Annotated in this window: 11 protein-coding genes, 1 tRNA gene and 2 rRNA genes; 2 read left to right on the top strand and 12 right to left on the bottom strand. The window is 54.3% G+C overall.

The window, feature by feature from the left end; all coding sequences use genetic code 11:
• Positions 1 to 131: 131 nt before the first annotated feature.
• Together GRI39_RS00070 and GRI39_RS00065 are read right to left on the bottom strand one after the other, a co-directional pair.
• Positions 132 to 1,631: a carboxylesterase/lipase family protein gene (locus GRI39_RS00070; protein ID WP_160737684.1), complete on the bottom strand. Its 1,500-nt coding sequence runs from the start codon at positions 1,629 to 1,631 to the stop codon at positions 132 to 134.
• A gap of 67 nt (positions 1,632 to 1,698) precedes the next feature.
• On the bottom strand, positions 1,699 to 4,584 hold the full coding sequence (locus tag GRI39_RS00065; RefSeq protein ID WP_160737683.1) for a TonB-dependent receptor plug domain-containing protein: 2,886 nt from the start codon (positions 4,582 to 4,584) through the stop codon (positions 1,699 to 1,701).
• A 474-nt stretch (positions 4,585 to 5,058) separates the two neighbouring features.
• Here GRI39_RS00065 and GRI39_RS00060 point away from each other — a divergent pair, with 474 nt between their 5' ends.
• On the top strand, positions 5,059 to 7,308 hold the full coding sequence (locus GRI39_RS00060; RefSeq protein WP_246204790.1) for a beta-glucosidase family protein: 2,250 nt from the start codon (positions 5,059 to 5,061) through the stop codon (positions 7,306 to 7,308).
• Positions 7,309 to 7,388: 80 nt separating this feature from the next.
• Here the strand turns inward: GRI39_RS00060 and GRI39_RS14415 are convergent, their stop codons facing one another.
• Positions 7,389 to 7,676, bottom strand: a complete 288-nt coding sequence (locus GRI39_RS14415) for a hypothetical protein (RefSeq protein ID WP_211371376.1) — start codon at positions 7,674 to 7,676, stop codon at positions 7,389 to 7,391.
• A 388-nt stretch (positions 7,677 to 8,064) separates the two neighbouring features.
• Positions 8,065 to 9,416 (bottom strand): IS3 family transposase gene (locus GRI39_RS00050; RefSeq protein WP_160737682.1). Its coding sequence is split into 2 segments (ribosomal slippage): positions 8,065 to 9,080 and positions 9,080 to 9,416, totalling 1,353 coding nucleotides; the frame shifts between segments, so codons are not numbered across the junction.
• 261 nt (positions 9,417 to 9,677) lie between these two features.
• Between GRI39_RS00050 and GRI39_RS00045 the strand changes: the two genes are divergently transcribed.
• Entirely contained in the window at positions 9,678 to 10,802 is a 1,125-nt protein-coding gene (locus GRI39_RS00045; RefSeq protein ID WP_160737681.1) for a Fic family protein, read from the top strand.
• Between the two features lie 153 nt (positions 10,803 to 10,955).
• Here the strand turns inward: GRI39_RS00045 and GRI39_RS14800 are convergent, their stop codons facing one another.
• The 8 genes from GRI39_RS14800 to GRI39_RS00005 form a co-directional block, all read right to left on the bottom strand.
• Entirely contained in the window at positions 10,956 to 11,291 is a 336-nt protein-coding gene (locus GRI39_RS14800) for a type II toxin-antitoxin system RelE/ParE family toxin (protein WP_160737680.1), read from the bottom strand.
• 9 nt (positions 11,292 to 11,300) lie between these two features.
• Positions 11,301 to 11,543 carry a ribbon-helix-helix domain-containing protein gene (locus GRI39_RS14795; protein WP_160737679.1) on the bottom strand — a complete coding sequence of 81 codons (243 nt, stop codon included), beginning with the start codon at positions 11,541 to 11,543 and terminating at the stop codon, positions 11,301 to 11,303.
• A gap of 123 nt (positions 11,544 to 11,666) precedes the next feature.
• Positions 11,667 to 11,960, bottom strand: coding sequence for a DUF736 domain-containing protein (locus tag GRI39_RS00030; protein ID WP_160737678.1), 294 nt, complete (start codon positions 11,958 to 11,960; stop codon positions 11,667 to 11,669).
• Between the two features lie 166 nt (positions 11,961 to 12,126).
• Entirely contained in the window at positions 12,127 to 12,375 is a 249-nt protein-coding gene (locus tag GRI39_RS00025) for a MerR family transcriptional regulator (protein WP_160737677.1), read from the bottom strand.
• A gap of 181 nt (positions 12,376 to 12,556) precedes the next feature.
• The gene (locus tag GRI39_RS00020) at positions 12,557 to 13,069 is read right to left on the bottom strand and encodes a HipA domain-containing protein (protein WP_160737676.1); all 513 of its coding nucleotides are present in this window, start codon (positions 13,067 to 13,069) and stop codon (positions 12,557 to 12,559) included.
• Positions 13,070 to 13,175: 106 nt separating this feature from the next.
• Positions 13,176 to 13,252, bottom strand: a tRNA-Met gene (locus tag GRI39_RS00015).
• A 105-nt stretch (positions 13,253 to 13,357) separates the two neighbouring features.
• Positions 13,358 to 13,472: ribosomal RNA gene (gene rrf, locus GRI39_RS00010) — 5S ribosomal RNA — on the bottom strand.
• Positions 13,473 to 13,579: 107 nt separating this feature from the next.
• A 23S ribosomal RNA gene (locus GRI39_RS00005) occupies positions 13,580 to 14,562 on the bottom strand; the annotation flags it as partial.

Here is a 14,562-nt window from a genome sequence, read left to right as displayed (position 1 = left end):
GCAGGACATAAAAGAGCCTGAAGCGCCTGCAACTGTACCACAAAGCGCCCAAACACAGCCAAAAAGAAGGCCGGTCCCTTTTGCGAAAGGACCGGCCCTGATGCATCATTGCTGATGCTGGGGGGAGAGGGTTATTTGCCTGCTGCCGCTGCTTCTTCAGCAAGCTTGGCATCGATATATTCGCCCCAAGGGTCTTCCTTGGGCTCTGCTTTGCCATCGGCAGCGAAATCCATCACCATATCGGTTTTGGTTTCATAACGCGGCCATTCCATCTGACCGAAGAAATTGGGGTCTCCGCGTTTGGCAAAATTGGCGAGATAAGAGCTGATATATTTGCCCATCATCACATCCTTCTCCGTCGTCTTGTCGCCATATTTAATCGCGGCATTATCGAAGAAGAATGGGATATCCGTGGCATGGTCAGCGCCCGGACGACCGACGGAATCCGCAACATAGGAGAAGCGGTATTCATACACCGGTACGCCCTGTGCAGAGATCGCCTGAGCTATGCTGCGAGCCCCGCCGACCATCATGCCGGCAATTCCACCCATATCTGCGCTGGTCGCACCGATCATCACCGGAACATGGGCGAATTTGCCGCTCTGATAGGCATCCATCTGATTGACCGCAATTTTGCCATCTACAAAAGGACTGGCAAAAGTTTTCGGTCCGCCGCTTGGAGCGAACATGGCCGCCATACTGAGCCCATCGGTTACTTCTTCAGCGCTCAAGGCGCGCAGCTTTTTCAGGGCCTGCGGATCGTTGGGCTTAATCCCATGCGCATTGGCGAAATTGACGCCAATTTCTTCCGTGCCCTTGAGATCAGTCTGCCCCAATGCCTGACCGTTGCCGCCAGACATGATGATGGCTTTGTCGAACAAATCCTGGCTCATCGGAGAGGTCAGCAGATTATTGACCGACATGCCCCCAGCGCTTTCGCCGATGATCGTGACATTGTCTGGATCACCGCCGAACTGAGCGATATTCTTTTGCACCCATTTGAGCGCAGCAATCTGATCGAGGAACCCGTAATTGCCAAGCAATCCCTTGTCAGCATCCGCCTTAGTCAACTGGGGATGCGCAAAGGTACCAAAGCGTCCAATGCGGTAATTGAAACTGACAAATACGAGGCCCTGCTTGGCCATATTCGCACCGGAATAGGTTGGCGGTGAAGCGCCGCCATTCACGAAGCCGCCGCCATAGATCCACACCATGACCGGCAGTTTATCGGTCTTGGCTGGTGGGCCAAAAGGCATTTGCGGCTGAGCTGCCAGCAACGCCTTGCTGGGCTTCCAGACATTGGCATAGAGGCAATCTTCTGCCGGGGTTGTGCCAAGTGGCGCAGCATCGCTGGGGAAAGGCTTCTGCATACAGTCAGAGCTATATTGCGTGGCATCGCGCACGCCGTTCCATTGTGCAGCCGGTTGCGGCGCCCGCCAGCGCAGATCACCAACCGGGGGAGCAGCAAAGGGGATACCCTTCCAGCTTTCCACGCCATCTTCGGTGGTTCCACGCAGCTTGCCGGTATCCACGGTGACAACCGGGCTGGCCGCATCTTGGGCCGCCAGCGGCTGAGCCAGTGCCAGAGCAGTTCCGGCAAGGCCCAACAGGGCGATGGTCATGCGTTTCATTATGTTCAATCTCCCGCGTAAAATCCGGGCGGGCAATAGCCTTTCGGCTCCCCCCGCCCCAGATAAATTAGAATGTCTTTGTGACCTGAACACTTACCGTGCGGCCAAAGAAATTGGCATTGGAAGCATCATAGGCTGAATAATTATTGCCGCTTTGCGTCAGCACGACGGGTGGGTCTTCATCGGTCAGATTTTGAATATTCACCGACATCCGCAGCCCGCCAAGAATAGAGGCATCATCTGGTACCTTATAATTGAGGCCGAGATCCACTGTCACCCATTCAGGAACCTTGCTTTCCGGCTGACCTGTCAGCGGGATGGTGTTGGTGTATGACCCCACATAGTTCACGAAAAGATTGGCCCCCAGCCCGCTGCCGTTGTTCCAGCCAATCTGGCCACGTCCGCGCAGGCTGACGGGATAGTAATAGGTGTCGAGCACATCCTGCTTGCCAGCACCTTCGACGAATTCGACCGTCTGGTTCAGGATTTTCGTGACATTGAGCGAAAGCGTCCAATTCCCCACCGAGGAATCAAAAGCGTAGTTTGCCTGAAAATCCAGACCATCCTGAAAGGTGGTTGCCGCATTGGTCTTACGACCATCAAGGATGACCGTAACCGAACAGGCCCCCATTACCGGCGTGTTATAAAGGGCAGGATTGGCCTCGATGAAGGCGGCCAGCACTGGATCATAGGTTGACGGTGAACCATTCACGCAGGTTCCAGGGTTGCTGACAGGTGTATAATAGCTGGAATAGAGCGCGGCATTTTCCGGGCTGGAGAGATAAAGGCCGGTATTCTGACCGATGATCTGCTGGGAATATTTCGTGCTGTAATAGGTGCCGGAAAAGCGGAAGCCTGATCCCACAGGTGAAAAATCGAACCCGGCAGACCACGTCGTGGCTGTTTCGGGTTTCAGATCAGGATTGGCTCCGATCAAAAGGTAACCACTGGCATTGCCGGGGAAGATATTGGCAATATCGCTGCGGCCAGAATTATTGGCCCATGGCACACCGATCACAGCGGCTGAGAAATTATAGATATTCGTGTCGGTCAGCGAAGGTGCACGGAAAGATGTTCCCCATGACCCGCGCAGATCGAGCGAATCCGTCAATTTCCAGGTCGCACCGATCTTGGGATTGGTTGTGCTGCCAAAGTCTGAATAATGATCATACCGCACCGCAGCATCAACATTCAGTTCCTGAATCAGTGGCACTTCCATGTCATCAGACACAAGAGGAACGAACAATTCTGCAAAAGCCGAAACCGTCGTGCGCGTCTTGGTTGTATCGTTGGTGATCGTATATTCGTTATTGGTTGGGTCCGAGTTTTCGAACGCATTGTTGCTGCCATTGACAAGACTTTGCTTGTTATGTGCCCATTCCCCGCCGAAAGCGGTTTTGACCATCCCAGCAGGAAGATCAAAGACAGGGCCGTCAAATTTCAGCACCCAATCATAGAATGTATTGCTCGCATCCTGTGTATTCGAGCCCATGAATGTGGAGAGCTGGTCCTCGGTCAGCGTATCAGTGGAATAGGGGTTAATATTGCCCAGAACAATCTGCTCCGCCAGTGCCGCGCCATTCGCGTTATTATCATAATTGCAGATGCCGCAGGTGGAATCATGTGCATAGGTAAAATAGGTGTCAGCATTCCAGCCTGAACCGAGGCCAGCTTTGAGCCCTGCGGTGGCACTGATCGTTTCCGTAGTGTTATCGGTGACCGAAGGGGAGCCAAAGAAGCTCACCGGATCAACTTTCACCGTCTGCCCCAGGCCGCCGCCGCATAATGCGCTGGAGCGGGAGGCCGCCGCCGGAGCATCCGCAATATAATAGGGGCTGCCCTGGCAAACCGTCACATCGGAACCCACACGCGAATTGCCATAGCTTTTCGTGCTGGTATCGCGATGGGTGTAAAAGGCTTCTACATAAGCCGACAAGCTGTCTGACAGATCCTGATTGATAAACACTGCCGCCTGATGGCGCTGCTGCTTACCAAGAAAGTCAGTGTAATCAGAAGCGTCCTGGAGATTGGCACCCTCAGTAAGATCGCCAAAGCTGACACCCGGCGCCGCATTGTCCGGGATGGTGTAATAGCTATAAGGCTGGCCATTACCACCCACCAGCAGAGTTGGACTGGCGACACTGAGATTATCATCAATCGCCCGCCGGTCCGGCCCGCCTAAAGGCCTCAGATCCTGCCTTGTAAAACGCGATTTGCTGCTCTTGAAGCTACCACGATTTTCATAATCATACGTAGCGATGAAGTTCCCGCTGCCCCAGCTCTTGCCGAAAGTGACCGACGCACCCCACGTGTTATAAAAGTCGTTAAATGTGTCCCTTCCGGACACTTCAAGTCCATCAAAATCCTTGCGCAGAACATAGTTCACAACGCCCGAAATGGCATCGGAACCATAGATGGCGGAATTACCGTCGCTCACGATTTCGATCCGCTCAACCGCTGCAATCGGCACCTGAATGGCTTCGGTGAATGTATCGGATGCACCGCTTGGCACCACCCGGTGGCCATCCACCAAAGTCAGCGTGGCAGATGTCCCCAGACCGCGCAGATTGATCGCCGTGCCTTGCGTCGGATTGCCGCCATAGCCGGAGGTGCCGCCCTGGCGATAGACTGGCCCTGAACCACCAGCGTTAGGATTGTTCTGCACCTGTGGCAACGTGTTGAGAACCTCACTGACATTGGTCAGACCGGTGTCGAGAATAGCATTGCGATCCAGCGCAATCGTTTCCGAACCAACTGGCTTTACACCGGAAATATTCGTACCGGTGACAATGATTTCCGTTTTAGGATCGAAGGATTGAGGTTCCGCAATCGGATCAGCACCGACGCTGCTATCATCGGCGTTACTGGATTGTGCATAGGCCGGAAAGGCCACACCGCATGAAAATGCAGCGACACTTGCACAACACAGAAGCCACCGCTTTGAATTATTCATTTCTCTCTCCCTGGTTACAGCGGGAGAGCATTTTTTAGTGCTTCTTCCCGCATCAATTCTGCAGGAGACACAGTCCCAGATCAGGGTAATTTCCCTCTCTGGCGCTGTTTCGCAGTCCCCCCTGCATCACGGCCCATCATTTTATGGTACCGCGACACTGCAACCAGGTTGATATGCACCCATATTTTAGCCCTACAAAATAGAAATTTTGTATAGGTCTATTGAAATTTGTAATTGATTACGTTGTCATCTGCGCAAGACTTTTCCATCGATTGCCATTATAGAATTATCTTGAGCGGGTCCTCAGGCTTTTTGTCGCTTGAGCTGCCGCTCCAACACCTCTGCTGATTTATCGAAATTGCATACAGCTATTTGCTATTTTTCAGAAATTCATAGAATTAAAAAATTAATTTATACAATTAAAAGACTCAGGGAAAATTCTAAAATCCTGACTAATTTTAATGGGGAGGAAATATGCATTCATTTCGTACTATGAGGCTGACTGCATCAGCTTTCGCCACTGTCAGCCTTGCAAGCCTGGCTTTGTCAGGCATTCCGGCAACGGCCAGCGCACAAGAAGCTGCAAAAACAGATGCCCAGCCCTGGCTCGATAGCAGTCTCCCTCCGCAAGCGCGGGTTGATATGCTGTTGCCCCAAATGACCGAGGCGGAAAAGCTTGTGCTGGTACGCGGCTATTTCGGCTCGAACCTGCCTTTCAAGCAATTCACGCCCCCTGAAGGTGCCCGCCCCGGATCTGCCGGCTATGTGCCGGGAATTGCACGGCTTAACATTCCACCTCAATGGCAGACCGATGCCGCTATCGGCGTGGCCACACAAGGCGGTGCCAAAGAAAAGCGTGGGCGCACTGCCCTGCCCTCGAATGTTGCCACTGCGGCCACCTGGAACCCTGAAATAGCGTATGAAGGTGGCAAGATGATCGGCGCGGAAGCGCGCGCTTCCGGTTTCAATGTGATGCTGGCGGGTGGTGTCAATCTCAACCGCGAACCACGCAACGGCCGTAATTTCGAATATGGCGGTGAAGACCCCTATCTCGCCGGTATCATGACCGGTGCTGCCACCGCAGGCATTCAGTCCAATAACATCATCTCCACCATCAAGCATTTCGCGGTGAACGATCAGGAAACAGATCGCAATGCGGGCAATTCCATCATCACGCCCGCTGCCGCACAAATGTCAGACCTGCTGGCCTTCCATATCGCGCTGGAGAAATCTGACGCCGGTTCGGTGATGTGTTCTTACAACCGGGTGAATGGACCTTTTGCCTGCGAAAGCCCCTGGCTGCTGGATGAAGTGCTTCGCAAGGACTGGGGCTTCAAAGGCTATGTCATGTCCGATTGGGGCGCCACCCATTCTACAGTCGCATCCGTGAAAGCCGGGCTTGATCAGCAATCAGGCTACCCCTTTGATGAAAAGCCCTATTATGGCGAATTGCTGAAAGAAGCGCTCGACAAGGGGGATGTTTCTGCCGCCGATCTTGATCGGATGGTGTCCAGCATCCTCTACCCGATGTTTGCGCATGGCCTGTTCGATCAGCCCGTAACGTCCGCGCCGATGAAACTGCCTGACGATATGTTGGCAGCCCATGCCAAAGTGACGCAGGCCGATGCCGAAGAAGCAATCGTCCTCTTGCAGAACAAAGGTAAGATCCTCCCGCTTTCGCCAAAGGTAGAATCCATCGCCATCATCGGCGGCCACGCAGATAAGGGCGTGCTGGCAGGGGGCGGTTCGTCGCTCGTCTATCCGGTGGATGGCAATGCAGTGCCCGGACTTGAACCCAAAATCTGGCCTGGCCCTGTCATGTATTACCCCTCCTCCCCATTGGAGGAAATCCGCAAACAGGCGCCCAATGCGACCATCACCTTTGTTGACGGCACAGACCCGGCTGCAGCGGCACAAGCGGCTGCCAAAGCAGATGTGGCGGTTATCTTTGCGACTCAATGGGCAGGTGAGGCCTTCGACGTCTCACTTTCACTGGGCGATCAGGATACGGTGATCGATCAGGTGTCGAGCGCCAATCCCAACACAGTGGTTGTGCTCGAAACGGGCGGTGCTGTGTTCACGCCTTGGGCCGAAAAGGTCAGCGGTATTGTTGAAGCCTGGTACCCCGGCACACAGGGCGGCGCAGCGATTGCGAATATCTTGTTTGGCAAGGTGAACCCGTCAGGCCATCTCCCGATGACCTTCCCCAAAAGCCTCGACCAACTTCCCCATCCGCAAAAGCCGCAAAAGGGCGATGTTGTTTACAGCGAAGGGGCAACGGTGGGTTATAAATGGTTCGACGCAAAGGATCACGCCCCCCAATTCGCTTTTGGCCATGGCCTTTCTTACACTGACTTCACGCATAGCGGCCTCAGTGCACAAGCACAGGGTGATACAGTGGAAGCCAGCTTCACCGTTAGCAATATTGGCAAACGCGCTGGCAAAGATGTGGCGCAGATCTATGTTGCAGGTGAAGGCTGGGAAGCTCCCCGCCGCCTCGCCGGTTTTGCCAAGCTCGACCTTGCTCCGGGCGAAAGCAGCAGCGCCACGGTCAGGGTTGATCCACGCCTGCTAGCTGTATTTGACGCCAAGACAAACAGTTGGGTACGTGCTGCGGGCACCTATCAGGTCATGCTGGGCAGTTCAGCCGATGCGATGACGGAAAGGGTGAATGTCAAACTGCCGGCTCTGACGCTGCCGGCATCATGGAGCCCTGGGTTATAAGGCCATTGGGACAAGGACGTCGGACCTTGCTGGTCTGGCGTCCTTTAGATTGCCTGAGAGTTGTGTTTAATGTTGTGAAGTTATGAATGGTTGCGGGAGCTCGCTTCAACGAATGGCATAAAAGGGCTGTTCTGCGGCCCTCCTGCTTCCGCATTCGCAAGTCCGAGAATGCCAAACAGCTCGCCGCGTAGCTCAGCATGAACCTCCCCGCGCTTGGTGCCGGGGGTCAGTACGATCTCGCCGATCAGCGAGCGCAGTGCCTCTGCCGCCTGCCTGCCGCCATCTGGATCGTTTAGCGCCTCCGTCAGACGTTCCACACGCAGCCGGTAGAGATTGGCAACACCCAGGAGCGCATTCGAGGGTGACAAAATATAAAAACGTGAAATTTTCTTGCAACTGTTTACAACGGGCAAAACTTTGATTCAAATGAGGAGATACACTTTGAATCCAAAAATTAATCCGATCGAATAATGCGCTTTATACGATATTTTCTGTTAAACAGTTGGACTTGTGCAATACATCACATAAATATACTTCATAAATACTCCATAGCTATTTTTGTCACGAGCCACCGGAGCCGGCGAAGGGGTCAATGGAAGTCTGCGCGCGTTCACGCTCTGCAGATCGTGAACGACGCCACATAATGAAACTGAGATATTTGTTGAGACGTGCATGGCCGGTCTGTCCGTCATCGAATGATTATGGACAGAATGGGGTCTGGCTATCAGGAGGGTCTGGCTCGTCTGGTTTGTTGATTTAAGCGGCGTTTGCGTGATGTTGCAAGCGGCGGTGCTGAATGGTCTGTTGCTTGATCCTTTTTCGCTGTTTCAGGATTTCATTTCCTCTGCCGAAGTAGACATCTGCCGGCGTGAGGTTGCCGAGGCTCTCGTGGTATCGTCGGTTGTTGTAATGGTCGATGAATGCACCGATCTGAGCTTCCAGGTCCTCGGGGAAGAAGTAATTTTCGAGCAGGATCCGGTTTTTCAGCGTCTGGTGCCAGCGCTCGATCTTGCCTTGCGTCTGGGGATGGCCTGGGGCGCCGTGAAGCTGCTCCATTTTCCTGTCCTTCAGCCAGTCCGCCAGATCTTCGGCGATATAGCATCCGCCATTATCCGACAGCAGCCGCGGTTTGTGCTCCACCTTGACGCTATCGCAGCCGGATGCGGAAAGCGCGATGTTCAGCGTATCGGTCACATCGTCGACCTTCATGTTCGTGCACAGCTTCCATCCCACAATGTAACGCGAGAAATCATCGAGAATGGTGGACAGATAGAACCAGCCCCAGCCGATCACCTTCAGATAGGTGAAAACGGTTTGCCACATCTCATTGGGCCGAACAGTCTTGTCCTTAAACGCATTATCCGCCTTGACGACGATGAAGGCTGGCGAGGTGATCAGATCGTGGGCTTTGAGCAGACGATAAACGGACGCTTCTGATACGAAATAGCTTTTTGTGTCGGTGAACGTCACCGCCAGTTCGCGCGGCGACAGTTCCGGCTCTTCAAGCGCCAGTTCGATCAGCTCCTCCTTGACATCATCGGGAATACGGTTCCATACCCGTGACGGAGCGGATGAGCGATCCTCCAGCCCCTCTACGCCAAAGCGCTGGAAGCGGTCATACCAGCGATAGAAGGTCTGTCGTGGAATGGCGAGCTGTTCCAGCGTCTTCTTCACCGGCAGATGGGACTGCTCGACCAGCCGGATGATTTCCAGCTTCTCAGAAGCGGGGTATCTCATTCTTCTGCGTCCCCATCCCCGATCATGCTTTTTTTGAGCAAGCGCAACTCCAGCGTCTGCTCGGCCACGACCTCTTTCAGATCACGCGTTTCCCGACGTAATGCCTTAACCTCATCCGTGGTTGCGGCCCGTGCCGTATCGCCGGCCAGCCGCCGCTTGCCGGCCTCGAGGAACTCCTTCGACCAGGTGTAATACATGCTCTCGGCGATACCCTCACGGCGGCAGAGCGCGGCGATACTGTCTTCGCCACGCAGGCCTTCCAGCACAATGCGGATTTTCTCCTCAGCGGAATAGGATTTGCGGGTGGCGCGGCGGATATCCTTGATCGCCTTGTCTGCCGTCGGCTTCTGCAGCCCGGATTTCTGTCTCATCGTCACTTCCTTTACGTGAGCTATGATGAGCCAAAATCCTCCCTTATCCGTTAAACCCAAACTGTCTCAAAGGCGTTGAGACGGGACAAACGTAGCGGGTTGCTACCCTGGCCACAGGAGGAATACTCAGATTGAACGTGGCCAAAAAAACATGCGTCCAGCGCATCTTTGAGGCGATTAGCAACCTTATTCGGCTCATTTTTTTCTATTTCCTGAGCCGATTATGCGATATAATCGGCTCAAAGGAGATTAGAGGTACGCATGGAAGCAATCTGGAAACACGCGGAATGGCCGCAATTTACCTACCAAACGGACGCCCTCCAGGATGTCCTCTATAAATATGCGGCTGAAGCCAATGCCCTAGCTGGACGGCTGGCCGGTGTTGATGAGGAAGAGAAAAGCGAAGCACTCATCGACCTGATGGTGACGGAAGCCATACGCACCTCGCAGATTGAAGGCGAGCATTATGACCGCGATGATGTGCGCTCATCCATCCGCAACCAGCTCGGCTTGGTCAGCGTACCCGAACCTGTGCGCGATCCCCGCGCAAATGGCATTTCCGCGTTAATGATTTCCGCGCGGGAGGCCTTCCGCACCCCATTGACCAAAGAACGCCTCTTTCAATGGCACGATATGGTCATGACAGACGATAGCCTGCGCACGCGCGTGCCCGTCGGAAACTGGCGCGATGATGAAATGCAGATCGTGTCTGGCCCGATCGGACGCGAGACAGTGCATTTCAATGCCCCGCCACCAGACAAAGTACCCGATGAAATGACAGGATTTATCGAGTGGTTTAACGCAACTGCACCTGAGGGAGAGAAGGCAAACATGCCTGCACCAATCCGTGCGGCGGTTCTGCACCTCTATTTCGAGACCATTCACCCCTTTGCCGATGGTAACGGTCGTATCGGGCGCGCCCTGTCGGAAGTAGCGCTGTCGCAGGAACTGGGAAGTCCCGTTCTATTAAGCCTGTCGTCAGTCATCCAGACGCGGCGGAAAGAGTATTATGATGAGCTGAACCTTGCCAGCCACGGCGATCTCGACATTACTCGCTGGGTCGAATGGTTTGCGCACACTATCCTTCAGGCACAATTGGAGGCACGCGAGATGATCATGTTCGTGCTGGGCAAAGCACGCTTCTGGGAAACGCACGAAGACACCCTGAACGAAAGGCAGACTCGTGTCATCAAGCGCATGATGCGCGAAGGGCCAGACGGCTTCATTGGGGGCATGAGCGCCAAGAAATATGTGAGCATCACGGGCTGCTCGAAAGCAACGGCGACACGCGATCTGTCTGAACTATCCGGCCTCGGCGTTTTCCGTCAGCTTCCCGGCGGTGGGCGCAGCACAAGCTACGAACTGGTTCTGCCGCAGGCAGGCTGAGCCTGGCCGCACGATCTACGGCCTCGGGACCGATAACAAGGTCTACCAATGGTGGGAAAAGCATGGCCAATGGTCTCTCTACAGCCGTGCGAAGCCCAGCACTTGAGGCCACTCATAACGACAAACCGCCCCCAGCGATGGGGGCGGTTTTCGTCATCGACTAAGGTCCAGCTCTCTGGACCGGCTTCGCTCAATCTCCCGCTTCAAGTCTCTATTCTGATGAACAACACGCAGAACGTGAACGCGGTCATCGCGCAAGCAATAAAGGATGTGATGTTTCCCGGCGACTACAGTTCTCACACCACCCCGAAGGTCATCTCTGGCCTGACCCATTCGAGGCTGCAAAGCGATGGTCTTTATCAGGGTTTCGATTTTGGAAAGATAGCGTGCCTTTTGCGCCTCACCCCACTGCTCAGCGGTTTCCTTTCCAATCCGTCGCAGGTCACTGCGGGCTGGCGATTCAATCTTCGGGGCCGGAGGTTTCGCCACATGGCTTCCTTAGTCATCAACCTTGAGCAAGTCCTCCATAGTCGTAAACTCTATGGATTCCCCTCGTTCATACGACTCGTCAGCCTCTCGAACCATGTCCTGCAATTCCTTCAGGCGCGCCTCGTCTTCACGGTCGTATTCGACCAGAACTTCAAGCGCCATCCGTATGACATCATCAGGCGTCTTATAGAGCCGCGAGTCTACTTTTCTTTGAACAATTTTCGCCAAATCCGGCGGTAATGTAATCTGCAATTTCCCACCCTTTCGTATTTGCAAAATTATACCATGAAAGATGGATCGAAGGCAGGAAATTGGACACTGAGAAGCCCGCGAAATACCGCCGCCATGCATGGCGGCGGTATCCGATGGCCATCATTAGCGATTCCAGATCAGCAGGTGCTGGCCGTCACGTTCGACGAGGTTGGCGTAAACCGGAGCGGTAAAGCTCGGATCGTCGAGGCGGACTGACAGGTAGGCATTGCCGCTCTTGCTCTTGCGCTTCCAGGCGCCGCCAATCTCGATGCCGTCTTCAGCGATTACGCGGAAGTCGGGAGCCTTGCCCTTGGTGTTGTCTGCGGGGCTCAGCGTCAGCTTTGATTTCAGAGCCAACGTGTGGATGGCGCCGATGTAGCCGTTCTCGGTTTTGGTGAAGGTTGCGATGGTGGTCATGGTAAGTGTCTCCTGTTTTGGTTCGGAAGCCCGCGACCGTCGCGAGCCTTTCCATGGCCAAAGAAAGAGACCGTCTCAGCCGGGCGCTGCACCCCCAAGAGCATCAAGGGGCCGAAACGCATTGGAGGACGGCAAGCGGCCTGTTTCTTGTTTCGCGAGGAATGGCCTATTCAACGTCTTCGAGCTCCGCCGCCGGTTCGAAATGTTCCGGAGGAACGTCCTTCACCGGTCGATGGCTCTTGACCCAATCGATGAAGCGCTTCCGATCGATATAGATGCGGGAGCCAATCCGTATGAGGCAGGCCTCGAAGCCGTTGATCTTGCCGTTGTAAATCCACCAGCGGACGGTTTTCTCGCCAAAAGCGGGAAAGGCCGAGACCAGCTGGTCGATAGTAAGGATGTTTTCGCCATCCATGAACAGACCCTTTCATAGGTTATGATGGTCTGCCTACTTATGGAAGTGGTCGGAAATCTGCCGTTCTTTGGCCTGACCCTGTCAAAACTGACAGGTCGGGATTGCGAGCCAGACATTCTGTCGATTGCTGTATATGACCGGAGGGTTTCGTCCCTTCCCGTCAGCCTTCTTGAGCATCGATCTAAGCGACAGTTTTGCGCAGTTCGTCTGCCAGGTCCGTGAGCGCCGATGAAGCACTTTCAAGTGCTGTGAAGGCATAGGGGTTGAGGAATTGCCGCCCCCAGAAGAAGTTCCGCTCAGTTTCGGAAAGCCTTGCCTCATCGCATACCGCTGCCCAATTCTTGGCAATGTAGCGCAGTTGGTTTTCTATGATGCTTATCGCCTCATCCTGAGACAGCAGGAAGTGGTGGGCTGCCTCAATACAGGTCTGGACACGGCTCGCGCGGTTTTCGTCGGTAATGAGCATCGCCTGTGTAGCTTCCTGCCCCGCCCGCCCCTGCGGGCAAATGTCATACGCGGGGGTGAGCGACAGCATTTCGCCGTCCCAGAATGCTGCGTGGTTACGGGCGTGGTCATCGGTGTTCCCCGAGAGGATATTGAACACGATCCGCGAGAACAACTCCCGCAGCGTCTCTCGAGGGTCTGTAAAGCGGTGGCGGATGATGTCGGCATCCCTCGGATGATTGATCGCCATTGAGAATTGCTGTGACTTGCTGTGCCATTTTTTGGCTTACTGTGCCAAAATTGTGCCAAATCCAAAAACAAAGGGCCTAGCCTTTCGGCTAAGCCCTTGATTTTTTTGGTTGCGGGGGTAGGATTTGAACCTACGACCTTCAGGTTATGAGCCTGACGAGCTACCGGACTGCTCCACCCCGCGTTGTGTTGTATCTCTGGTGACTAGAGACACGAAAGCCGCCGCTCGGATTTTGTCCGGCAGCGGCATTTGATGTATTGTGATGGGTTTTTGCCCGCAGGCTACAATGCCTGGCGACGTCCTACTCTTCCAACGCTTGAGCGTTAGTACCATTGGCGCTGTCTGGTTTCACGGCCGAGTTCGAGATGGGATCGGGTGGGTCACAGACGCTATGGCCACCAAGCAATGTGGCCTGCGGGTTAATCGATGTTTGTTTGTCTGGCTGTGATGACGTTCTTTGATCAACTTGGGCCTGATGATTATCAGGCCTGTCGTTGATGGTGGGATTCATCAAGCGTGAACAGAGTTATTAGGACCGGTTAGCTTCATGCGTTACCGCACTTCCACACCCGGCCTATCAACGTGATGGTCTATCACGACTCTAAGATACCTAATCTCAAGGGAGGCTTCCCGCTTAGATGCTTTCAGCGGTTATCCCGTCCATACATAGCTACCCTGCGGCACCCTTGGCAGGATGACAGGTACACCAGAGGTATGTTCACCCCGGTCCTCTCGTACTAGGGGCAACTCCTTTCAAGTATCGACGCCCACGGCAGATAGGGACCAAACTGTCTCGCGACGTTCTGAACCCAGCTCACGTACCACTTTAATTGGCGAACAGCCAAACCCTTGGGACCTGCTCCAGCCCCAGGATGTGATGAGCCGACATCGAGGTGCCAAACGATTCCGTCGATATGAGCTCTTGGGAATCATCAGCCTGTTATCCCCGGCGTACCTTTTATCCGTTGAGCGATGGCCCTTCCACGAGGGACCACCGGATCACTATGACCGACTTTCGTCTCTGCTCGACCTGTCGGTCTCGCAGTCAGGCAGGCTTATGCCATTGCACTCTTGCAGACGGTTTCCAACCGTCCTGAGCCTACCATCGCGCGCCTCCGTTACTCTTTAGGAGGCGACCGCCCCAGTCAAACTACCCGCCACAGAGGGTCCCAGTACCGGATCACGGTACGTAGTTAGACATCAGAAAACAGCAGGGTGGTATTTCACCTATGGCTCCACATCGGCTGGCGCCAATGCTTCAAAGCCTCCCACCTATGCTACACAGCTCTTTCCTAATGCCACTCTGAAGCTGCAGTAAAGGTGCACGGGGTCTTTCCGTCTAACCGCGGGTACTCCGCATCTTCACGGAGAATTCAATTTCGCTGAGCATATCCTGGAGACAGTGGGGAAGTCGTTACGCCATTCGTGCAGGTCGGAACTTACCCGACAAGGAATTTCGCTACCTTAGGACCGTTATAGTTACGGCCGCCGTT

This window comes from Altericroceibacterium indicum (genome assembly GCF_009828105.1).
GTDB classification, from domain to species: domain Bacteria; phylum Pseudomonadota; class Alphaproteobacteria; order Sphingomonadales; family Sphingomonadaceae; genus Altericroceibacterium; species Altericroceibacterium indicum.
The sequence above is the reverse complement of the archived record's forward strand: the minus strand, read 5'-3'. Positions and strand labels throughout refer to the sequence as shown.